The organism is Streptomyces sp. NPDC093591, assembly GCF_044764885.1.
In the GTDB taxonomy this organism is placed as follows: domain Bacteria; phylum Actinomycetota; class Actinomycetes; order Streptomycetales; family Streptomycetaceae; genus Streptomyces.
In genome coordinates, this window is the sequence record NZ_JBIWIY010000022.1 from 51,599 (window position 1) to 72,478 (window position 20,880).

General features: G+C 71.1%; 19 protein-coding genes and 3 tRNA genes. 8 read left to right on the forward strand and 14 right to left on the reverse strand.

Annotation, left to right across the window (positions count from 1 at the left end; all coding sequences use genetic code 11):
- Window positions 1-32: 32 nt before the first annotated feature.
- The 10 genes from purM to purS all read right to left on the reverse strand — a co-directional run bounded on the left by purM (window position 33) and on the right by purS (window position 9,642).
- Entirely contained in the window at window positions 33-1,100 is a 1,068-nt protein-coding gene (gene purM, locus ACIREI_RS38185) for a phosphoribosylformylglycinamidine cyclo-ligase (RefSeq protein ID WP_403343259.1), read from the reverse strand.
- Window positions 1,101-1,146: 46 nt separating this feature from the next.
- A complete protein-coding gene (gene purF, locus ACIREI_RS38190; RefSeq protein ID WP_403343262.1) occupies window positions 1,147-2,676 on the reverse strand; it encodes an amidophosphoribosyltransferase in 1,530 nt (509 codons plus the stop codon).
- 61 nt (window positions 2,677-2,737) lie between these two features.
- Complete coding sequence (locus ACIREI_RS38195) at window positions 2,738-3,511, reverse strand: META domain-containing protein (protein ID WP_403343265.1); 774 nt, start codon at window positions 3,509-3,511, stop codon at window positions 2,738-2,740.
- 90 nt (window positions 3,512-3,601) lie between these two features.
- A complete protein-coding gene (locus ACIREI_RS38200) occupies window positions 3,602-4,399 on the reverse strand; it encodes a sterol carrier family protein (protein WP_403343267.1) in 798 nt (265 codons plus the stop codon).
- 22 nt (window positions 4,400-4,421) lie between these two features.
- Window positions 4,422-4,928, reverse strand: a complete 507-nt coding sequence (locus ACIREI_RS38205) for a protease inhibitor I42 family protein (protein ID WP_403343270.1) — start codon at window positions 4,926-4,928, stop codon at window positions 4,422-4,424.
- A 38-nt stretch (window positions 4,929-4,966) separates the two neighbouring features.
- Window positions 4,967-5,800, reverse strand: coding sequence for a M23 family metallopeptidase (locus ACIREI_RS38210; protein ID WP_403343273.1), 834 nt, complete (start codon window positions 5,798-5,800; stop codon window positions 4,967-4,969).
- A 28-nt stretch (window positions 5,801-5,828) separates the two neighbouring features.
- A complete protein-coding gene (locus ACIREI_RS38215; RefSeq protein WP_403343276.1) occupies window positions 5,829-6,329 on the reverse strand; it encodes an ArsR/SmtB family transcription factor in 501 nt (166 codons plus the stop codon).
- 117 nt (window positions 6,330-6,446) lie between these two features.
- On the reverse strand, window positions 6,447-8,705 hold the full coding sequence (gene purL, locus ACIREI_RS38220; RefSeq protein WP_403343278.1) for a phosphoribosylformylglycinamidine synthase subunit PurL: 2,259 nt from the start codon (window positions 8,703-8,705) through the stop codon (window positions 6,447-6,449).
- The gene (gene purQ / locus ACIREI_RS38225) at window positions 8,702-9,382 is read right to left on the reverse strand and encodes a phosphoribosylformylglycinamidine synthase subunit PurQ (protein ID WP_398811948.1); all 681 of its coding nucleotides are present in this window, start codon (window positions 9,380-9,382) and stop codon (window positions 8,702-8,704) included. The genes purL and purQ overlap by 4 nt, the downstream gene beginning before the upstream one ends.
- Window positions 9,379-9,642, reverse strand: coding sequence for a phosphoribosylformylglycinamidine synthase subunit PurS (gene purS, locus ACIREI_RS38230; RefSeq protein WP_010045045.1), 264 nt, complete (start codon window positions 9,640-9,642; stop codon window positions 9,379-9,381). The genes purQ and purS overlap by 4 nt, the downstream gene beginning before the upstream one ends.
- Window positions 9,643-9,976: 334 nt before the next feature.
- On the opposite strand from purS, the gene ACIREI_RS38235 reads away from it, so the two are divergent.
- The 8 genes from ACIREI_RS38235 (at window position 9,977) to ACIREI_RS38270 (ending at window position 14,500) form a co-directional block, all read left to right on the forward strand.
- The gene (locus ACIREI_RS38235; RefSeq protein WP_403343281.1) at window positions 9,977-10,294 is read left to right on the forward strand and encodes an Lsr2 family protein; all 318 of its coding nucleotides are present in this window, start codon (window positions 9,977-9,979) and stop codon (window positions 10,292-10,294) included.
- Between the two features lie 155 nt (window positions 10,295-10,449).
- Window positions 10,450-10,521, forward strand: a tRNA-Gly gene (locus ACIREI_RS38240).
- 80 nt (window positions 10,522-10,601) lie between these two features.
- Window positions 10,602-10,674, forward strand: a tRNA-Gly gene (locus tag ACIREI_RS38245).
- Between the two features lie 132 nt (window positions 10,675-10,806).
- Entirely contained in the window at window positions 10,807-11,772 is a 966-nt protein-coding gene (locus tag ACIREI_RS38250; protein ID WP_403343284.1) for an ABC transporter ATP-binding protein, read from the forward strand.
- Window positions 11,769-12,545, forward strand: a complete 777-nt coding sequence (locus tag ACIREI_RS38255; protein ID WP_403343287.1) for an ABC transporter permease — start codon at window positions 11,769-11,771, stop codon at window positions 12,543-12,545. Before ACIREI_RS38250 ends, ACIREI_RS38255 begins: the two co-directional genes overlap by 4 nt.
- A gap of 18 nt (window positions 12,546-12,563) precedes the next feature.
- A complete protein-coding gene (locus ACIREI_RS38260; protein ID WP_403343289.1) occupies window positions 12,564-13,790 on the forward strand; it encodes a sensor histidine kinase in 1,227 nt (408 codons plus the stop codon).
- The gene (locus tag ACIREI_RS38265; RefSeq protein ID WP_403343292.1) at window positions 13,787-14,401 is read left to right on the forward strand and encodes a response regulator; all 615 of its coding nucleotides are present in this window, start codon (window positions 13,787-13,789) and stop codon (window positions 14,399-14,401) included. Before ACIREI_RS38260 ends, ACIREI_RS38265 begins: the two co-directional genes overlap by 4 nt.
- A 23-nt stretch (window positions 14,402-14,424) precedes the next feature.
- A tRNA-Gly gene (locus ACIREI_RS38270) sits at window positions 14,425-14,500 on the forward strand.
- Between the two features lie 42 nt (window positions 14,501-14,542).
- Here the strand turns inward: ACIREI_RS38270 and ACIREI_RS38275 are convergent.
- The 4 genes from ACIREI_RS38275 to purD all read right to left on the reverse strand — a co-directional run bounded on the left by ACIREI_RS38275 (window position 14,543) and on the right by purD (window position 20,820).
- Window positions 14,543-15,442 carry a phosphoribosylaminoimidazolesuccinocarboxamide synthase gene (locus ACIREI_RS38275; RefSeq protein WP_403343295.1) on the reverse strand — a complete coding sequence of 300 codons (900 nt, stop codon included), beginning with the start codon at window positions 15,440-15,442 and terminating at the stop codon, window positions 14,543-14,545.
- A 159-nt stretch (window positions 15,443-15,601) separates the two neighbouring features.
- The gene (locus ACIREI_RS38280) at window positions 15,602-17,092 is read right to left on the reverse strand and encodes a N,N-dimethylformamidase beta subunit family domain-containing protein (protein ID WP_403343298.1); all 1,491 of its coding nucleotides are present in this window, start codon (window positions 17,090-17,092) and stop codon (window positions 15,602-15,604) included.
- 280 nt (window positions 17,093-17,372) lie between these two features.
- A complete protein-coding gene (locus ACIREI_RS38285; RefSeq protein ID WP_403343301.1) occupies window positions 17,373-19,217 on the reverse strand; it encodes a hypothetical protein in 1,845 nt (614 codons plus the stop codon).
- 349 nt (window positions 19,218-19,566) lie between these two features.
- Window positions 19,567-20,820: a phosphoribosylamine--glycine ligase gene (gene purD / locus ACIREI_RS38290; RefSeq protein WP_403343304.1), complete on the reverse strand. Its 1,254-nt coding sequence runs from the start codon at window positions 20,818-20,820 to the stop codon at window positions 19,567-19,569.
- Window positions 20,821-20,880 lie beyond the last annotated feature (60 nt).

A 20,880-nucleotide genomic window follows, 5' to 3' on the forward strand; every position in this document is an offset into this window, starting at 1 on the left:
TGCTGCCTGCAAGGCTTCAGCCGGCGGCGTGGTTAGTTTGAATACGTACCGATCAGGGCGGCGCCCGTCTCGTGGTCGCCCCTGTCCGTGATCTCGCCCGCGACCCAGGCGTCCACGCCTCGGTCGGCCAGCGTCGCCAGGGCCACGTCCGCGGACTCCTCCGGCACGATCGCGATCATGCCGACGCCCATGTTCAGGGTCTTCTCCAGCTCCAGGCGCTCGACCTGACCCGTCTTGCCGACGAGGTCGAAGATCGGGGCCGGGGTCCAGGTGGTGCGGTCGACGATCGCGTGCAGGGTGTCCGGGATCACCCGGGCCAGGTTGGCGGCCAGACCGCCTCCCGTGACGTGGCTGAAGGCGTGCACGTCGGCGGTGCGGGTGAGGGCCAGGCAGTCCAGCGAGTAGATCTTCGTCGGCTCCAGCAGCTCCTCGCCGAGGGTGCGGCCGAGCTCGTCGATCTGTGCGTCCAGGGCCAGCCCGGCCTGGTTCAGCAGGACGTGCCGGACCAGCGAGTACCCGTTCGAGTGAAGACCGGACGCCGCCATGGCGATCACCGCGTCACCCTTACGGATGCGATCCGGGCCCAGCAGCCGGTCGGCCTCCACGACGCCCGTACCGGCGCCGGCCACGTCGAAGTCGTCCTCGCCCAGCAGACCCGGGTGCTCGGCCGTCTCGCCGCCGACCAGGGCGCAGCCGGCGAGCACGCAGCCCTCGGCGATGCCCTTGACGATGGCGGCGACGCGCTCGGGGTGGACCTTGCCGACGCAGATGTAGTCGGTCATGAACAGCGGCTCGGCGCCGCACACCACGATGTCGTCCATGACCATGGCGACGAGGTCGTGGCCGATGGTGTCGTAGACGCCCATCTGGCGGGCGACGTCGACCTTGGTGCCGACGCCGTCGGTGGCGGAGGCGAGCAGGGGCCGCTCGTAGCGCTTGAGGGCGGAGGCGTCGAAGAGGCCGGCGAAACCGCCGAGGCCGCCGAGGACCTCGGGGCGCTGGGTCTTCTTCACCCACTCCTTCATCAGCTCGACGGCGCGGTCGCCCGCCTCGATGTCGACGCCCGCGGCTGCGTAGCTGGCACCAGTTGTCTCAGACATGGCAGTAGAGAACCTTCGTGTCGTACGGCAGGTATTACGGGGCCGGCTACGGGCGGCGGATCGCGTCGGCGGCGGCCGTGGCGGCCGGGCCGGCGGCCAGCTCCGTCTCCAGGAGCTGCTTGCCGAGCAGCTCGGGGTCCGGGAGCTCCATCGGGTACTCGCCGTCGAAGCAGGCGCGGCACAGGTTCGGCTTGGCGATGGTGGTCGCCTCGATCATGCCGTCGATGGAGATGTACGACAGCGAGTCGGCGCCGAGCGAGGTGCCGATCTCCTCGATGGTCATGCCGTTGGCGATGAGTTCGGCGCGGGTGGCGAAGTCGATGCCGAAGAAGCAGGGCCACTTCACGGGGGGCGAGGAGATCCGGATGTGGACCTCGGCGGCGCCCGCCTCGCGGAGCATGCGGACCAGGGCGCGCTGGGTGTTGCCGCGCACGATCGAGTCGTCGACGACGACCAGACGCTTGCCCTTGATGACTTCCTTCAGCGGGTTCAGCTTCAGGCGGATGCCGAGCTGGCGGATGGTCTGCGAGGGCTGGATGAACGTACGGCCGACGTACGCGTTCTTCACCAGGCCGGCGCCGAACGGGATGCCGCTCGCCTCCGCGTAACCGATCGCGGCCGGGGTGCCGGACTCAGGGGTCGCTATGACCAGGTCGGCCTCGACCGGGGCTTCCTTGGCGAGCTTGCGGCCCATCTCCACGCGGGAGAGGTAGACGTTCCGGCCGGCGATGTCGGTGTCCGGGCGGGCCAGGTACACGTACTCGAAGACGCAGCCCTTGGGCTTCGCTTCCGCGAATCGGGAGGTGCGCAGGCCGTTCTCGTCGATGGCGACGAACTCGCCCGGCTCGATCTCGCGGACGTAGCTGGCGCCGACGATGTCGAGGGCGGCGGACTCGGACGCGGCGACCCAGCCGCGCTCCAGGCGGCCGAGGACCAGCGGGCGGATGCCCTGCGGGTCACGGGCGGCGTAGAGGGTGTGCTCGTCCATGAAGACGAGCGAGAAGGCGCCCTTGACCTGCGGGAGGACCTGGTGGGCGGCCTCCTCGATGGTCAGCGGCTTGCCGTCCTCGTCGACCTGGGCCGCGAGCAGCGCGGTGAGCAGGTCGGTGTCGTTGGTGGCAGCGACGCGCGGAGTGCGGCCGCCTTCCTGCTTGGGCAGGTCGGCGACCATCTCCGCGAGCTGGGCGGTGTTGACCAGGTTGCCGTTGTGGCCGAGCGCGATGGAGCCGTGCGCGGTGGCGCGGAACGTCGGCTGGGCGTTCTCCCACACGGAGGCGCCGGTGGTCGAGTAGCGGGCGTGTCCGACCGCGATGTGACCCTGGAGGGAACCGAGCGAGGTCTCGTCGAAGACCTGGGAAACGAGGCCCATGTCCTTGAAGACGAGGATCTGGGAGCCGTTGCTGACCGCGATTCCCGCGGATTCCTGGCCCCGATGCTGGAGGGCGTAGAGCCCGAAGTACGTGAGCTTTGCGACCTCTTCGCCCGGAGCCCAGACACCGAAGACGCCACACGCGTCCTGGGGGCCTTTCTCGCCGGGAAGTAGATCGTGATTGAGTCGACCGTCACCACGTGGCACGCCACCGAGTGTAGGCGAGATCGACCACTGGTCCGAATTGGGGATACGCGGCTGTAAAGGATCACTCGGCCACGGCCGCGTTGACGTGTTCGCCGTTTTCGCTGGTCAGGGTGAGGTTGCGGTGATCGAGTTCGTACTTCACCGTGCTGTCGAAGAGCGCGAGGAGGGTCTTCTCGGTTTTCATGAGTGAGGTGTCGCACATCATTCGGGTGGTGGACGCGGTGCCCAGCGTGATACGGCCGTCGCTGACCGTCGCCGTCGCCCTCACCTTGTTGCAGCCGAGGCTGCCGCTGACCTGTCCGGTTTTCGCGTCGAAGGTGAGGTGGGCCTTGCCGTCGGCGTCCGGGCTGGTGATGGTCCACTTCGTGCCCTTGAGCGGGGCGGCCTCCTGCTTGGTGAGGGCGACGCGGTCGCCGTCCGCGGTGGTGAGGGTGAGCTTGTCGCCGTCGGCCTCGGCGGTGAGGTCGCCGTCGGAGAGGGTGCGGGCGAGGGTCTGCTCGAAGTCGGCGGGGACGTCCTCGCAGGCCATCTCGGTCGACTCCAGCTTGTCGAGGGTGACGTGGTCGTCGGTGAAGGCGGCGTCGGCGCCGAAGTTGTTGCAGCCGAGGTTGCCCTTGACCTCGCCGCCGTCGGCGATGCGCAGGTAGGCGTTGCTCGGGGCGGCGCTCTTCTTGCCGTCGACGGTCACGGCGTCGACGGCCCAGTAGGCGCCGGTGACGGAGGCCGAGGCGCCGGCGCCGACCGAGTCACTGCCCGCGTCCTCGCTGCCGCAGGCGGCGGCGAGCGGGAGGAGGGCCAGCGCGGTGAGGGCGGCGGCCAGTCGCTGCTTGTCCATGCCAAGGGTGCCGAGTGTCTTCATGCCGGTGGGACGGGTGGGACACGGGACTGGTTCCGCGCGATTCCGCTTGGCCGGGGCGGACTCCGGTCAGCTCAGGAGCGGCAGCAGCCCGCCCAGGTCGGCCCGCTCCCCACTCGCGCTCACCTTCGCCTCCGCCACCGCGTCCTGCCACGCCACCCGCCCGGTCGCGAGCCGGATCCAGGTCAGCGGGTCGGTCTCGACGACGTTGGGCGGGGTGCCCCGGGTGTGCCTCGGCCCCTCGACGCACTGCACCACGGCGTACGGCGGGATCCGCACCTCGGTCGAGCCGCCGGGCGCCCGCGCGGCGAGGGCGTCGGCGAGGAGGCGGGTGCAGGCGGCGAGGGCCTGGCGGTCGTACGGGATGTCGAGGCCGGGGACGGCGGCGTTCAGGTCGTCGGTGTGGACGACGAGTTCGACGGTACGGGTCACCAGGTAGTCGGCGAGGGTCATCGCGCCGGTACGGGCGGCGAGGAGCCGGTCGCCGGGTGCGTCCGCCAGCCTCCGCGTGAGGCGTTCCTCGGTGCGGGCGTACAGGGCGTCGAGGTCCGGGTTGGCGGCGGCGAGCTCGCGGGTGCCGTCGGCGATGTCGCCGGCCCGGGCGGCGGTGGCGAAGGGCCAGTCCAGGAGGGTGAGTTCCGCCTTCGCCGGTTCGTCACGGTCGAGGTTGCGGCTGACGGTCTCCACGGCCATGGTCACGTGGGCTGCCAGGTCCCGTACGGTCCAGTCGCCCAGCCGGGTGGGCCGCGCGAGTTGCTCGGGGGTCAGGGTACGTACGGCCTGACGTACGTACCCGAACTGGGCGAGGATCGCGGTGCGGATCTTGGCGGGGTCGTAGGTGCGGGTGCGCTTCTTGGCCGGGGACATGGAGGGGAGCCTATGGGGGCGATCAGCGGACAGTGATCGTATAGAGGTAGTAGGTCGGATTGTCCGTGTCGTCCGGGGTGGCCGTGTCGGCTGCCGTCGCGAACGGTACGGGTGACGCGGTGCCCCCGGGCGACAGGCTCGCCGTGCCGTCGGCCGCGCTGTGGCACAGCCCGTGCGGGCAGTACAGCAGCTTCACCGTGGTCCTGCCGGGTGCCACCGCGGTGAAATCGAAGTGCTGGGTGCCGTCGCCGCCGCCGGCGACGCCCTCGGGGCTGCCCTCGATGTCCTCGCCCTTGCCTTCGTAGCGCAGGACGGCCGAGTCCGGCCGCGGCTTCGCGAGGTACCAGTTCTCGCCGAGTGCGGGGCTGGCCGGCACCTCCAGGGTGAACTCCTCGCCGACCTCGGCGGTCACCGTGCGCTCGTCGGTGCCGTACTCGGCAGGTCCGGTCAGCCCACAGCCGGCGAGGCCCGCGAGGGGAAGCGCCAGGGGCAGTGCCCCGAGGGTGGTGCGTATGCGCACGGTGCTCATCTCCGGTCGATGTGGACGTCGATGATCATCATGCCGACCTATGCGGGCTGCGACTGCGCCGTGGGCACCTCAAAGGCCTCGTTGTTGCGCGGGACGCCGATGCCGCGCCAGGTGAAGGGGATGCCGCGGGCGCTGTCCGGGTCGGGGCCGTCCATCAACTGGAAGTGGAGGTGGGGCTCGGTGGAGTTGCCCGAGTTGCCGCAGTGGGCGAGCGGCTGCCCGACGGTCACGCGGTCGCCCTCGCGGACGGTGAGCGAGCCGCGCCGCAGGTGGGCGTAGAGCGCGTAGGTGCCGTCGCCGAGGTCGAGGATGACGTGGTTGCCGACGATCCGCTTGGCTCCGAGCAGGTCGCGCACGGATGCCTCCACGAGCATCAGGTACAGCAGGGCGGGCAGCGAGGTGCGGCTCAGGTGGTCGCGCTGCCCGTCCGAGGCCCGTACGACGGTGGCGTCGGCGACCGCGAGGAGCGGGGCGCCGAAGGCGGGGAAGGCGCTGTTGCGGCGGGCGAGCGGCCAGAGCGGGCGGAAACCGGGGCGGGCGCCGGGCTCGGGCTCGGCGACGACGTCGATGGCGAACGTCTGGCCGTACGCGTGCGTGCCGTGGCTCGGCGTGCGGTCGGCCGGGCTGTTCAGCGCGGTCCAGCGGCCGGTGACGGGCGGGGCCACCTCGACGGGTTCGCGGGCCGCGCGCGGGCTGTCCGGGGTGCCGCCCCACCGGTTGACCACGATGACGAGGGCGTAGGCCAGGACGATCGGCAGGAAGTTCCACCACCACGGATACCGGAGATCCAGTGAGAAGTGGGCGATCACCAGGCCGAGGAAGGTCAGTTGCAGCCCTCGGTAGGTGAGGGTGGCCAGTTTGCGTGCGGACATCGTTCCCCCTTGCTATGTCTTCTTCGCGTCACGGCCGGGCCGTCGACAGCGCCACCAGCAGCGGTACGACCCGCCCCGGCGGCACCTCGTAACGTCCCCGTCCGGTCGTGTGGAGCCAGCCCGCGCCGGTCAGTTGGCGCAGGTGGTGGTAGATCTGGCCGGTCGTGCCGACCTCGTCCAGCTCGGCGAGTTCGGCCGCGGTGCGCCGGCCGCCGATGACCTCGCGCAGCAGCCGCAGCCGGACCGGGTGGCCGAGAGCCGCGAACGACTCGGCGGCCTCGGTCCAGTCGTCGTCCAGCAGCCCTTCGGTCAGCGCCCCGTGCTGCCACTCGTACTGCTCTCCGGTCGGCAGCCGCACGGCGCCCGTGAACAGCACCCCGCCATCGGCCGCTCTCAGTTGGGCCAACTGCTCCTTGAAGCCCTGCAGGGCCCAGAAGTCGCCCTCACCGAGGCGGGGAGCGGTGGGCTGCGCGTTCTCCAGGGCTGCCAGCCGTCGCTCCAGGTCGGCGACGCGTTGCTCAAGTTCCACGCCCCGATATTACGGAACTACGTAATTACGTGCAAGCAGAAGTCGGGGCGCGCGGGCCGGCGCACGACGAAGCCCCCGCCCGGCGGACCGGACGGGGGCTTCGGGGGTACGGAAAACTCAGGCGAGCAGCGCCGGAATGGTCTCCTCGTGGGCCTTCCGCAGCTCCTCCAGGGTGAGCGCGAACTCGCCCTGGATGTCGACGGAGTCGCCGTCCACGACACCGATGCGGGTGGCCGGCAGACCCCGCGCACCGCACATGTCGTTGAAGCGGACCTCCTCGGAGCGCGGCACGGCGACGACCGCGCGCCCCGCCGACTCGGAGAAGAGGAAGGTGAAGGCGTCGAGCCCGTCCGGTACGACCAGACGCGCGCCCTTGCCGCCGAGCAGCGCCGACTCGACGACCGCCTGGATCAGACCGCCGTCGGACAGGTCGTGCGCGGAGTCGATCATGCCGTCGCGGGAGGCGGAGATCAGGATCTCGGCGAGCAGGCGCTCGCGCTCCAGGTCCACCTGCGGGGGCAGACCACCCAGGTGGTCGTGGATCACCTGCGACCAGGCCGAGCCGCTGAACTCCTCACGCGTGTCGCCGAGGAGGTACAGCAGCTGGCCCTCCTCCTGGAAGGCGACCGGCGTGCGCCGGGCGACGTCATCGATGACGCCGAGGACCGCGACCACCGGGGTGGGGTGGATGGCCACCTCGCCGGTCTGGTTGTAGAGGGAGACGTTGCCGCCGGTCACCGGGGTGCCGAGCTGCTGGCAGGCGTCCGCCAGTCCGCGCACCGCCTCCGCGAACTGCCACATCACCGCCGGGTCCTCGGGCGAACCGAAGTTCAGGCAGTCGGAGACGGCGAGCGGCTTGGCGCCGGTCGTGGCGACGTTGCGGTACGCCTCCGCGAGGGCCAGCTGGGCGCCGTGGTACGGGTCCAGCTTCGCGTACCGGCCGTTGCCGTCCGTCGCGATGGCGACGCCGAGGCCGGTCTCCTCGTCGATGCGGATCATGCCGGAGTCCTCCGGCTGGGCGAGGACGGTGTTGCCCTGCACGAAGTGGTCGTACTGGGACGTGACCCACTTCTTGGAGGCCTGGTTCGGGGAGGCGACCAGCTTCAGGACCTGGTCCTTCAGCTCCGCCGAACTCGCGGGCCGCGCAAGCTTGTTGGCGTCGTCCGCCTGAAGGGCGTCCTGCCACTCCGGGCGGGCGTACGGGCGCTCGTAGACCGGACCCTCGTGCGCCACCGTGCGCGGGTCGACGTCGACGATCTTGCCGCCGTGCCAGTAGATCTCCAGGCGGTCGCCGTCGGTCACCTCACCGATGACGGTCGCGATGACGTCCCACTTCTCGCAGATCTCCAGGAAGCGGTCGACCTTGCCCGGCTCCACGACCGCGCACATGCGCTCCTGCGACTCGCTCATGAGGATTTCCTCGGGCGAGAGCGTGGAGTCGCGCAGCGGTACGTCGTCCAGCGTCACGCGCATGCCGCCGGAGCCGTTGGAGGCGAGCTCGGAGGTGGCACAGGAAAGACCGGCCGCACCCAGGTCCTGGATTCCGACGACCAGCTTCTCCTTGAAGGCCTCCAGGGTGCACTCGATGAGGAGCTTCTCCTGGAAGGGGTCGCCGACCTGGACGGCCGGGCGCTTGGAGGGCTTGGCGTCGTCGAAGGTCTCGGAGGCAAGGATGGACGCACCACCGATGCCGTCACCACCCGTGCGGGCCCCGTACAGGATGACCTTGTTCCCCGCGCCGGACGCCTTCGCCAGGTGGATGTCCTCGTGCCGCATCACACCGATGGCACCGGCGTTGACCAGCGGGTTCCCCTGGTAGCAGGCGTCGAAGACGACCTCGCCGCCGATGTTCGGCAGGCCCAGGCAGTTGCCGTAGCCGCCGATGCCGGCGACGACACCCGGCAGCACGCGCTTGGTGTCGGGGTGGTCGGCCGCACCGAACCGCAGCGGGTCGACCACGGCCACCGGCCGCGCACCCATCGCGATGATGTCGCGCACGATGCCGCCGACACCCGTGGCCGCGCCCTGGTAGGGCTCCACGTACGACGGGTGGTTGTGCGACTCGACCTTGAAGGTCACGGCGTAGCCCTGACCGACGTCGACGACACCGGCGTTCTCACCGATGCCGACGAGCAGCGCGTCGCTCTGCGGGGCCTTCTCGCCGAACTGGCGCAGGTGCACCTTCGACGACTTGTACGAGCAGTGCTCGGACCACATGACGGAGTACATGGCGAGCTCGGCACCGGTGGGCCGACGGCCGAGGATCTCCACGACCCTCTCGTACTCGTCCTTCTTCAGACCGAGTTCGGCCCAGGGCAGCTCGACGTCGGGGGTCGCGGCCGCGTGCTCGACCGTGTCCAGAGGCGTCCGGCTCATGCGTTGACCAGCTTCTTGAGGATCGAGGTGAAGAAGGGGAGGCCGTCGGTGCGGCCGGTGCCGATGAGCGGCTCCACGGCGTGCTCCGGGTGCGGCATCAGGCCCACGACGTTGCCGGCCTCGTTGGTGATGCCGGCGATGTCGTTGAGCGAGCCGTTCGGATTGAAGTCCAGGTAGCGGAACGCCACCCGGCCCTCGGCCTCCAGCTTGTCCAGCGTGTACTGGTCGGCCACATAGCGGCCGTCCATGTTCTTCAGCGGGATGTGGATCTCCTGGCCGGCCGTGTAGTCGGTCGTCCAGGCGGTGTCCGCGTTCTCCACCCGCAGCTTCTGGTCACGGCAGATGAAGTGCAGGTGGTCGTTGCCGAGCATCCCGCCCGGGAGGAGGTGGGCCTCGGTGAGGATCTGGAAGCCGTTGCAGATGCCGAGGACCGGCAGACCGGCCTTCGCCTGCTCGATGACCGTGTCCATCACCGGCGAGAAGCGGGCGATGGCCCCGGCGCGCAGATAGTCGCCGTAGGAGAAGCCGCCGCACAGAACCACCGCGTCGACCTGCTTGAGGTCCTTGTCCTTGTGCCACAGGGCGACCGGCTCGGCACCCGCGAGCCGGATCGCACGTTGCGTGTCCCGGTCGTCGAGAGAGCCCGGGAAAGTGACGACGCCAATACGAGCGGTCACTTCACGGCCTCCGCGACTTCCTCGACCCGGACGGTGAAGTCCTCGATGACGGTGTTGGCGAGGAAGGATTCCGCAAGATCGTGGATGCGGGCGAGGGCGGCCTCGTCGACCGGCCCGTCAACTTCCAGTTCGAAACGCTTTCCCTGACGTACGTCGGAGATGCCTTCGAAACCCAGCCGCGGCAGTGCGCGCTGCACCGCCTGGCCCTGGGGGTCGAGGATCTCCGGCTTGAGCATGACGTCGACTACGACGCGTGCCACGTGCACTCCCGGTGGTGTGGTGCTGATGCAGGTTCCTGCAGTGGTTTCAGACTACCTGCACAAAATTTCTACGCGCGTCGACTTGTAGGAAGCTACGTGATGCCAGTCACGATCCGGAGCAAGTGCCTCCATCGACGAAAAGTTCCGGAAAAGATCCCGGATCGACACCCGATACCTATTGCGCCCGCCCGTCTCCCGCCACCACCCTTCAATCGAAGTCGCTTCGCTCCCCCTTGATTTTTGACACGCGGGAGGATTTAGTCGAACTTCACAATGCATTGTCGGGCACGGTACAAATGAATTGTCAACGTGCCGTACGAAGGGACCGATATTCGTGGCGCAGAAGGTCGTGGTCACTCTCTTTGACGACATCGACGGCTCAGAAGCGGCGGAAACGATCGCCTTCGGACTCGACGGCAAGTCGTACGAGATCGACCTGAATGAAGCCAATGCCAAGAAACTGCGTAAGGCGCTCGCGCCGTACGTGGAGGCCGGCCGCAAGCGGTCGAAGTCAGGCAAGACGTACAAGCAGACCGAGGTCGCCCCGGACCCGGCGGCCGTCCGGGCCTGGGCCCAGGCCAACAAGATGGAGGTGCCGGCCCGCGGCCGCATCCCCAAGAAGGTCTACGAGGCGTTCGCCTCGGCGCGCTGAGGCGGCCCGAGGGCTGCCCTCAGGGTCCGTCAGCGGGCCTTGGGGGCGGCCGACTTGGGCCGGTGCGACAACCGACTTGCGCTACCCCCCTGCCGATCAGCTAATGTCTGGAGCACGCCGCCGGGCGGGGCAGAAAAGCCCAGCTCGCCGAGCATGCGGGTGTAGTTCAGTAGCAGAACATCCCCCTTCCAGGGGGAAGGCGCAGTGTGCAATTCCTGTCACCCGCTCTGCACCGCCGGTCCGACCACTGTTGTGGATCAGGTAGGCTGGTGCTCGCACCGATCGGTGAGAGCCGGTCGGGGGCAATGCGGACGTAGCTCAGTTGGTAGAGCGCAACCTTGCCAAGGTTGAGGTCGCGAGTTCGAGCCTCGTCGTCCGCTCGGGAATGAGACCCCGGTCCAATGGACCGGGGTCTTTCTTGTATCCGCGCGACCGGTCCGCCTGACATTTGTCATGCGGAGTGGTGACAGCGCGCACTGCTGCCGGGCTCCCGCCGCCGGGACGCTGATGTCATGAACATCGACGGACACGAACACGTGATTGAGGTCACTGACCTGCGGCGTGTGTACGGGGGCGGGTTCGAGGCGGTGCGCGGAATCTCGTTCTCCGTGGCCCGCGGCGAGGTCTTCGCACTACTGGGCACCAACGGTGCGGGCAAGACGTCGACCGTGGAACTGCTGGAAGGGCTCGCCCGGCCGGCCGGGGGACGGGTGCGGGTGCTCGGGCACGATCCCCGCACCGAGCGAGCCGTCGTACGGCCGCGGACCGGGGTGATGCTGCAGGAGGGCGGGTTTCCGTCCGAGCTGACCGTCGCCGAGACCGCGCGGATGTGGGCGGGGTGTGTGAGCGGGGCCCGGCCCGAGGGTGAGGTGCTGGAGCTCGTCGGACTCGCGGGAAAGGCCGGCGTACGCGTCAAGCAGTTGTCCGGGGGTGAGCGGCGGCGCCTGGATCTGGCGCTCGCGCTGCTCGGGGATCCCGAGGTGCTCTTCCTGGACGAGCCGACGACCGGCCTCGACGCCGAAGGGCGCCGGGACACCTGGGAGTTGGTGCGCGGGCTGCGCGACGCCGGTACGACCGTGCTGCTGACCACGCACTACCTGGAGGAGGCCGAGGGCCTCGCCGACCGGCTGGCGATACTGCACGAGGGGCGCATCGCGGCCGCGGGGACACCGGCCGAGGTGACGGCGACCCAGCCGTCACGGATCACCTTCGAGCTGCCCGAGGGCTACTTCCTGGGCGACCTGCCGCCTCTCGGCGAGCTGGGGGTGAGCGGGCACGAGACCGACGGGCGGGTCGTACGGCTGCGGACCCATCAGCTGCAGCGGGCGGCGACCCGGCTGCTGGTGTGGGCCGAGGGGGCCGGGGTGGAGCTGCGCGGCCTGGACGTGCGGTCGGCCTCGCTGGAGGAGGCGTTCCTGAGGATCGCGCGGGATGCGTCCGGCGCGGCGGAGAAGACGGCGAAGGAGTACGCGGCATGAGCGGTACGGTCACCACTCCGGCGGGCCGGATGACGGCACTGGCCCGCGCCGAGCTGACGCTGCTCGGGCGCAGCAGGGGGACGCTCGTCGCCGCCCTGTTCGTGCCGCTGGTCCTGCCGTTCAGCGTGTGGTCCGCGACCAAGGACATGGACCTCGAGGAGGCCGGGCTCACCCCCGGCACCGTCGTCCTGCCGGCCGCGGTCGGGTTCTCGCTGCTCTTCGCGGTGTACGGGGCGCTCGTCGGCGTCTTCACCGCCCGGCGCGAGGAACTCGTCCTCAAGCGGCTGCGCACCGGTGAGCTGCGGGACACCGAGATACTCGCCGGGTCCGCGCTGCCGTCCGTCGCCACGGGCCTCGTGCAGTCCCTCCTCCTGGCGGTCGGCTGCGCGGTCCTCCTCGACCTGCCCGCGCCCCCCGCCCCCTATCTCGCCGTGATCGCGCTGCCGTTGGGTCTCGTGCTGTGCGCCGCCCTCGCGGCGGTCACCTCGGCGTTCACCCGCACCACCGAGAGCGCCCAGGTCACCACGCTGCCCGTGATGATGGTCTCGATGCTCGGCTCCGGCATGGCCGTCCCGCTGGAGGTCCTGCCCGACCGGGTGGCCTCGGTGTGCGAACTGCTGCCGCTGACCCCGGTGATCACGCTCGTGCGGGGCGGCTGGACCGGGGAGCTGTCGGCGTACGAGGCGCTGGGCGCCGTACTCACGGCGCTGGCCTGGACGGTCCTGGGCGTGTTTGCTGTACGGCGGTGGTTCCGATGGGAACCCAGGCGCTGACATACGGGGAGCGGGGACATGCCCAAGGCGGGGGGATGGTGGCGGCGCAAGAGCACGCCGGAGAAGGTCGAGACGTACACCCGGGGGTCGTTCCACTCCTTCGCGGTGATCGAGGTTCTCGCGGTCGGACCGGCCATCACCGGCGCGGTCGGGTCCACGCTGGGCGGCTGGCTGCTGCTCATGGTGTGTGCGCACGCGGCGCTCTGCGCGCTGACCGTGTCGCGGGCCCTGGACTGGGTGCGGGGCCGCCGTGAGCAGCCCCTACGCCTGCTGTGGACGCTCGGCGCCGTCACCGCCGCGGTCGCCGTCACGGCCCTCGTCGTCTCCGAGTACGGTCCGCGCGGTGACGACGTCGACTCCGCCGCGGGCGGGCTCTTCGGCGTCGTACTGGTCTACGGGGCGGGCATCATCGCGCTCGGTATACGCAGTCGGCGGCGCGTCTACGCGACCGTCGGAGGCTTCGCGGCGGGCGCGGGGCTCGTGGGCTTCCCGCTGGGCGTGCCCGCCCCCGCCGCCCTGCTCAGCGTGCTGGCGGTGCTGGCCGGCGGCGGGTTCATGGCCTTCAGCGCCGTCTTCTCCGTCTGGCTCCTCAACGCCGTCTACGAACTCGACGAGGCCCGCGAGACCCGGACCCGGCTCGCCGTCGCCGAGGAGCGGCTGCGGTTCGGGCGGGATCTGCACGATGTGATGGGCCGGAATCTGGCGGTCATCGCGCTGAAGAGCGAGCTGGCCGTGCAGCTGGCGCGGCGCGGGCGGCCCGAGGCCGTGGAGCAGATGATCGAGGTGCAGCGGATCGCGCAGGAGTCGCAGCGCGAGGTGCGGGAGGTCGTACGGGGATACCGGGAGGCCGACCTAGGGGTCGAACTCGCCGGTGCTCAGGGCGTGTTGACGGCGGCCGGCATCGAGTGCGAGGTGACCGGGGAGGCGGCCGGGCTGCCCGCCGAGGTGCAGTCGGCGCTGGCGTGGGTGGTGCGGGAGGCGACCACCAATGTGCTGCGGCACGGGGATGCCGGGCGGTGCGCGGTGGGAGTGCGGGTGTCGGAGGGGCGCGTGGTGTTGACGGTGCAGAACGACGGGGCTGCCGAAGCCGCCGACGGGGGTGGCGGCTCCGGGCTGGCCGGGCTGCGGGAGCGGCTCGCCGCGGTGGACGGCACCTTGGCTGCCGGCCGCGTCGAGGAGGGGATGTTCCGGCTGGTCGCCGAGGTGCCGTTGGCGGGAGCGGGCGTGCGGGAGGCCGCCGTATGACCGGAGCCGTACGGCTGCTGCTCGCCGACGACGAGCATCTGATCCGGGGTGCGCTCGCCACGCTGCTCTCCCTGGAGGACGACCTCGTGATCGTCGCCGAGGCGGCGAGCGGGCCGGAGGCACTGGCGATGGCCCTCGCGCACGAACCCGATGTCGCCGTCCTCGATCTTCAGATGCCCGGCGCGGACGGTGTGAAGGTCGCCACATCCCTGCGCGCCGAACTGCCCGGCTGCAAGGTGTTGATCGTGACCAGTCACGGGCGGCCCGGGCATCTGAAGCGGGCCCTTGAGGCGGGTGTGCGGGGGTTCGTCCCGAAGACCTTCAGCGCTCAGCGGCTCGCGGAGATCATCCGTACCGTGCACGCCGGAAACCGTTACGTCGACCCCGAGTTGGCCGCCGACGCCATCGCCGCCGGGGACTCGCCGCTGACCGCACGGGAGGCCGAGGTGCTGGAACTCGCCGCCGATGGGGCGCCCGTCGCGGAGATCGCGGAGCGGGCCGCGCTGTCGCAGGGGACCGTGCGGAACTACCTGTCGTCGGCCGTCTCCAAGCTCGGGGCGGAGAACCGGCACGCGGCGGTACGTCTCGCGCGGGAGCGAGGTTGGGTATAGTTGCTCTCGCGCCACGGCGCAGTGCGGACGTAGCTCAGTTGGTAGAGCGCAACCTTGCCAAGGTTGAGGTCGCGAGTTCGAGCCTCGTCGTCCGCTCCAGATCAAGGCCCCGGTCATCGACCGGGGCCTTTGTCATGGGCGTCAGCTCCAGCTCATGCCCGTCAGGCGCTCGTACGCCTCCACGTACTTCGCCCGCGTCGCGTCCACGACCTCCTGGGGCAGCGGCGGCGGGGGCTGCTCGCTCTTCCTGTCCCAGCCGGAGGCCGGCGAGGTCAGCCAGTCGCGGACGAACTGCTTGTCGTACGACGGCTGCGCGCGGCCCGGCTCCCACTGGTCGGCCGGCCAGAAGCGGGACGAGTCCGGGGTGAGGACCTCGTCGGCGATGACCAGCGTCTCCCCCTCGAAGCCGAACTCGAACTTGGTGTCCGCGAGGATGATGCCGCGGTCCCGGGCGATGTCCCGGCCGCGGGAGTAGACGGCGAGGGTCGCCTGGCGCAGCTGGGCGGCGGTGTCGGCGCCGACCTGGCGGGCGACCTCCTCGTAGGAGACGTTCTCGTCGTGCTCGCCGACGGCCGCCTTGGTGGCCGGGGTGAAGATCGGGGCGGGGAGCTCGGAGCCGTCGGCGAGGCCTTCGGGGAGGGCGAGGCCGCAGACGGTACGGGACTCGTTGTACTCGACCAGGCCGGAGCCGGTGAGGTAGCCGCGGGCCACGGCCTCCACGGGGACCATCTGGAGCGACTTGCAGACGAGGGTGCGGCCCGCCCAGTCGGCGGGGGCGTCGGCCGGCACCTCGGTGCTGAGCACGTGGTTGGGGACCAGGTCGGCGAGCTGGTCGAACCACCACAGGGAGAGCTGGGTGAGGATGCGGCCCTTGTCGGGGATCTCGGTGGGAAGCACCCAGTCGTAGGCGGAGATGCGGTCGCTGGCGACCATCACGAGGTCGCCCGCCTCGTTCTGGTACAGCTCGCGCACCTTGCCGGTGTGCAGGTGTACCAAGCCCGGAACCTGGAGCGGCTCGGGCTTTTCTACGAATCCGGACACGGTTCCTCCCCGTGGTTGAAGACAAAGGGGCGCCCGCAGGGCTCGAACAGGGTGGTGGTGGGTGACGGGCGGGCCAATGGCTCGATTCTCCCGTATGCCGGGGATCGCCCTGGGAGTGGGGTGGGGTCGAAAGGGGCGGTGACGTGGGCGTACGTGAGCTCAGTCACGTTTGCAGATGCGGTCCAGGAGGTTGGCGGTGGCGCGCTGGACGCGGGCGTCGACGTGGCCCGGGCGGTCCAGTGCCGGGGACCAGGCGAAGGTTCCGGAGGCGAAGACCAGGGCGCCGGAGGGGGCTCGGTACAGGGACGTCTCCTGGTGGCGGAGGGCGCCCTCGCGGTCGGTGTACGGGGAGTGGGCGAGCAGGATGCGCTCGTCGTGGTCCGGGAGCGGGGTGCGCGGGAAGTAGCGGTCGGCCTCGCCGGCGACCAGGCCCGCGATCTCGTCGCCCTCGTGGGCGCCGGTCGCCTCCCACAGCCAGTGGTCGGCGTTGCGGACGATCAGGGGGTGCGGCTCGGGGACATGGCCCGCGTACTGGATGCCGATCACCTCCTGCTCGGGACGGTCGATTTCACGCCAGAGCACCGGACGGCCGGGGCCCTGGCGCTTGCGGCAGGTCATCAGGCGGTCGGGCACGCCGGACGGGGAGGGGCCCAACTCGACCTGCCAGTACATGGAGTTGGCGGAGAGGAAGACCAGGGACGTGCCGTTCTCGCGGGCGAGCTCGACCGTGCGGCGCATGTTCGTCGACCAGTACTCGTCGTGGCCGGGGAAGACCAGGCCGCGGTAGCGGGTGGGGTCGACATGGCCCGCGTGCAGGTCGCGGGCGTCGGCGTAGGCGAGGTCGTAGCCGTAGCGCTCGGCCCAGCGGATGAAGTCGTAGGCGTGGCCGACGTGCAGGGGCAGGCCCGCGCCCGCGTACGGGCGGTCGAAGGAGACGGTCGTGGCGGCGTCGGCCTCGCCGAGCAGGCGGCCGTCCTCGTCCCAGGCGTGGTAGAGGCTGGCGCCGATACGGCCGTCCTCGGGGTAGAGGTTGTAGGCCTGCCAGGTGACGTCGGGGAGGAGCAGGAGCAGGTCCGCGGGGTGCTTGTCGCGCACGGTGAAGGGGATGTGGGAGCGGTAGCCGTCGGCGGTGGTGAGAACGGCCACGTAGGCGCCGATGCTCCAGTACGAGGGGACCTGGAGGCGCCAGGACAGCCACCAGTGGTGGCAGGAGACCGTGCGGTCGGCGGTGAGCGGCGGGGGCTGCACGATGCCGGAGAGGCGCGGGCTGGTGGTGATCTTGGCGGCGCCGTCCCCGCTGTAGTGGCCGATGCGGTAGATGTCGACGGCGAATTCCTGGGGCGGGTCGACGGTGATGTGGAAGTCGACCGCCTCTCCGGGGGCGACCGCGCCGGTCGAGGTGAAGCCCTTGATCTGCCGGTGGACGTCGTCGGCGGAGCGCGGGCCGGCGCTGCGGGGGGCCGGGACCCTCGGGGTGTCCGCGGTCGGGGGGTGGGCCTGGCCGTCGACGTACCAGGGGACGACCTGGCCGGTGTCGTCGAAGTACGTCACGTTGCCGCGCAGCCAGGGGACGGGGCCCTGGCCGAAGGGGTCCGTCACGGCATGCGCGAGTGCCCCCGACTCCCAGCGGCGGATCTGCTCCGACCCCATGGCCATACCCCTCCCTCGTTCCCCCGTGGTCGTGCATCGAGCGTTTGTGTGTGGTGCGAGCGCCGTACGCGCTTGCATGTGCTTGCGCTGCACCTGCGGCGTGCTTGCGGTTTCTGTCATGTGACGCGGGCTTTCGTGCGACTGTCGTATGTCGCAAGCCCTTGCCATGTGCGCTATCGATCCCAGCACATCACATTCCGCACGCATGCTGTCACTATTCGTTGCGAATTGGCCGAAAGTGGAACCGGGGCTTCCGACCGCTTACGGCCTGAAACAGCCGTCAGACCAGACGTACCGGCTTCTCCGGGCGTATCCCCGACTCCACCAGCCAGGCGCGCAGCGGCACCGGGTCGCCGTCCTCGATGAGGCTGAGGACTCTGGGGGTCAGGTCGGCCGCTCTCTCGCCGTCGATGAGGAGCGTGGGGCCGTCGAGCCAGTCCAGACCTGGGGCGGCGCCCGCGGTGTCCATCGCGGCGCAGCACACCATCGCCGTGACGTGGTCGGTGAGCAACTCGCGGGCGGTGCGGGGCGGCTGGAGCGGGAAAAGGGGGAGCGCTCCGATGTCCAGAAGGGTGCTGCCGGGGTCGGGGGACGCCGTCTGCTCCGCGGGCGCGGCGGCCTCCTCGCGGGCCAGTTCGGCGGTCAGACCGGCGGCGAGAGCGGAGCTTCGCTCGGTTTCCTGGTCGTCGGGGGAGGCGTCCTCGGACATGGCTGCGTAGGGGGCCTTGGGCGGCTTCGGGGGGCGGGGCGGGGCGGAGGGGGTAGGGGCGGCATGGCGGTCGGCGGGCCGGGCGGTCCTGGCGTCCGGTGGGGCCGAGAGGTGGTCGGCCGCGAGGTGGTCCATGACGCGGGCCAGGGTCGGGCCGCTCGCCTCCGAGGGTGTGCCGTCGGTGGTGCGGCGGACGCCGAGGGCGTCGAGGACACGGTGGAGGCGGGCCGCGTCGGTGCGCCATTTACGGTCGACCACCTCCTCGGGGTACTCCTGCCAGTCCACCGGGGACCAGTCCGGTCCGGACTCGGCCGGGCCGCCGTGGAAGAGGCGGGCCGCGAGGAGTGAGGCCGCCTCGTCGACCACGCCGGGCTCCTCGAGCAGGTCGCACGCGGGCCGCTCGCCCAGCCGGGACGCGAAGCCCTCGGCCAGGCGGTCACGGCGGGACAGCTCGGTCAGGGCGGCGACGACGCCCGCGTCCAGCCGGGACGGCCAGCGGCCCATCCGCCAGGCGGGCAGCGCCACGCGCGTGAGCAGCCGGTCCCAGCCGGCGTACGCCAGCCCGACCTGTTCCTGGGCGACGATCCGCAGTCCGTAATCCACAGCCTGTGCACGCTCGGCGGCAGCGCTGGCCACCCCCCGCTCCATCTCGGTGGCGTGCTCCCGGCAACTGCGCAGCAGCAGCCGCGCGACCCAGCCGACGCCCGCGCACACCGCCCGCGACCCCGGGCAACGGCCGCGCGTCGAGGCGACGGCCACGGCGGCGTCCAGGCCCCGGACGAAGCGCCGGGCCTGGGCTATGTCCGGGTGCGCGGAAGGTCCCGTACCGGCGACGACCGGGGCGAGGACCGCGCGCAGCTCGCCGACGCGCATCCACCACAGGAACGGGGAGCCGATGACGAGGACGGGGGCGGCGGGCGTACGGCGGTGGACGGCGCGCGTGCTTCCGCCGCGCAGGCCGTTGACCTCGTGCTCGTCGCGGTCCTCGGCCGGGGGCGGGCCGTGGGACGGGTGGGTCCGGTCCTCCAGCCAGCTGTCGCAGTCCGGGGTGAGCGCTATCGCGGACGGGGCGGGGACGCCGAGGCGGTCGGCGAGGTCACGCACCATCCGGTACAGGTCCGGGGCCTGCTCCTCGGCTATCGGGACCGTGGGGCTGACGGCGGGGCGGGCGCGGGCGACGACCAGGGCGATACCGGCGGCGGCGAGCAGGACGAGGACGGCGAGGGGGGTCACCACCCAGCGGGCGGCGTGCCAGCCCGGGCCCACGAGGTGGCCGGTGGAGGCGCCGACGAGCAGCACCACGGCGACCGCCGCGGGAAGCAGGGCGACGGCGAGCGCGCGGCTGCGGATGCGCAGCACCGCGAGGGCCCGGGCGCGCGCGGACTGCGCACCCACCTCCACACCGATAACGGTCACGGCCGGACCTCACCCCCTCCCCACTGCCCTGGCTGTCCGAACTGTCCTGGCTTTGCTCACTCCCCCACTGTGGCACCCGCCACTGACATCGCAATGCCGGTGGGCCAAGTGCCGGAACGCTTGCGCCGCACCCTAGTTGGGGCTCCGGCCCACGTCAGCCGGATGGGGCAGCGGTCACTCGATGGAATGGCTTTGGGGAAAGGTGGATGACGGACAGCGAGGATCAGGCCCCTGATCCCGGCCCTGAGCCAGGTAGGGACAGGCCCCGAATCCTGAGACGGATTCGGGGCCTGAGGGGTTGTCTCGCGCGGGGCGGATTGTCCGGATGCGGTGGGCGCGCGGGCGCTTTCTACGCCTCCGCCGCCGCCTTCGCCGCGATGTCCGTGCGGTGCTGGGAGCCGTCGAGCTCGATGCGGGCCACGGCCTTGTAGGCGCGGTCGCGGGCCTGGGTGAGGTCCTTGCCGGTCGCCGTGACGGACAGGACGCGGCCGCCGGCGCTGACGACGGCGTCGCCGTCGCGCCTGGTGCCGGCGTGCAGGACGTAGGCGTGCGGGGCGTCCTCGGCGGCGACCTCGTCGAGGCCGGTGATCGGGTCGCCGGTGCGCGGGGTGCCGGGGTAGTTGTGCGAGGCGACCACCACGGTGACCGCGGCGTCGTCGCTCCAGCGCAGCGGCGCCAGGTCGGCGAGGTCGCCCTTGGCGGCGGCCAGCAGGACGCCGGCCAGCGGCGTCTTCAGGCGGGCCAGGACGACCTGGGTCTCCGGGTCGCCGAAGCGGGCGTTGAATTCGATGACGCGGACGCCGCGCGAGGTGATCGCGAGCCCGGCGTAGAGCAGGCCGGAGAACGGGGTGCCGCGGCGGCGCAGCTCGTCGACGGTCGGCTGCAGGACCGTCTCCATGACCTCCTCGACCAGCTTCGGGTCGGCCCACGGGAGCGGGGAGTACGCGCCCATGCCGCCGGTGTTCGGGCCCTCGTCGCCGTCCAGCGCCCGCTTGAAGTCCTGGGCGGGCTGCAGCGGGAGGACCGTCTCGCCGTCGGTGATGGCGAACAGGGAGACCTCGGGGCCGTCGAGGAACTCCTCGATGACGACGCGCTCGCACCCGGCGGCGTGCGCCTTGGCGGCCTCGATGTCACCGGTGACGACGACGCCCTTGCCGGCGGCGAGACCGTCGTCCTTGACGACGTACGGAGCGCCGAAGGCGTCGAGGGCGTCGGCGGCCTCGTCGGGCGTGGTGCAGACGTACGACCGTGCCGTGGGCACCCCGGCCGCCGCCATCACGTCCTTCGCGAACGCCTTGGAGCCCTCGAGCTGCGCCGCCTCCTTGGAGGGCCCGAAGACGGGGATGCCCGCCTCGCGTACGGCGTCGGCGACCCCGGCGACGAGTGGAGCCTCCGGCCCCACGACCACGAGGCCGGCGCCGAGCTCCGTGGCCAGCGCGGATACGGCCGCGCCGTCGAGGGCGTCGACCTGGTGCAGCTCGGCGACCTCGGCGATACCGGCGTTGCCGGGGGCGCAGTGCAGCGCGGTGACGTCGGGGTCGAGGGACAGGGAGCGGCACAGGGCGTGTTCGCGGGCGCCGTTACCGATGACGAGGACCTTCACGGGGGTCAGCCTAACGGGGTTTTTGTGCGGGGCGATGAGGGGCCGGGGGTTCGTGACCTG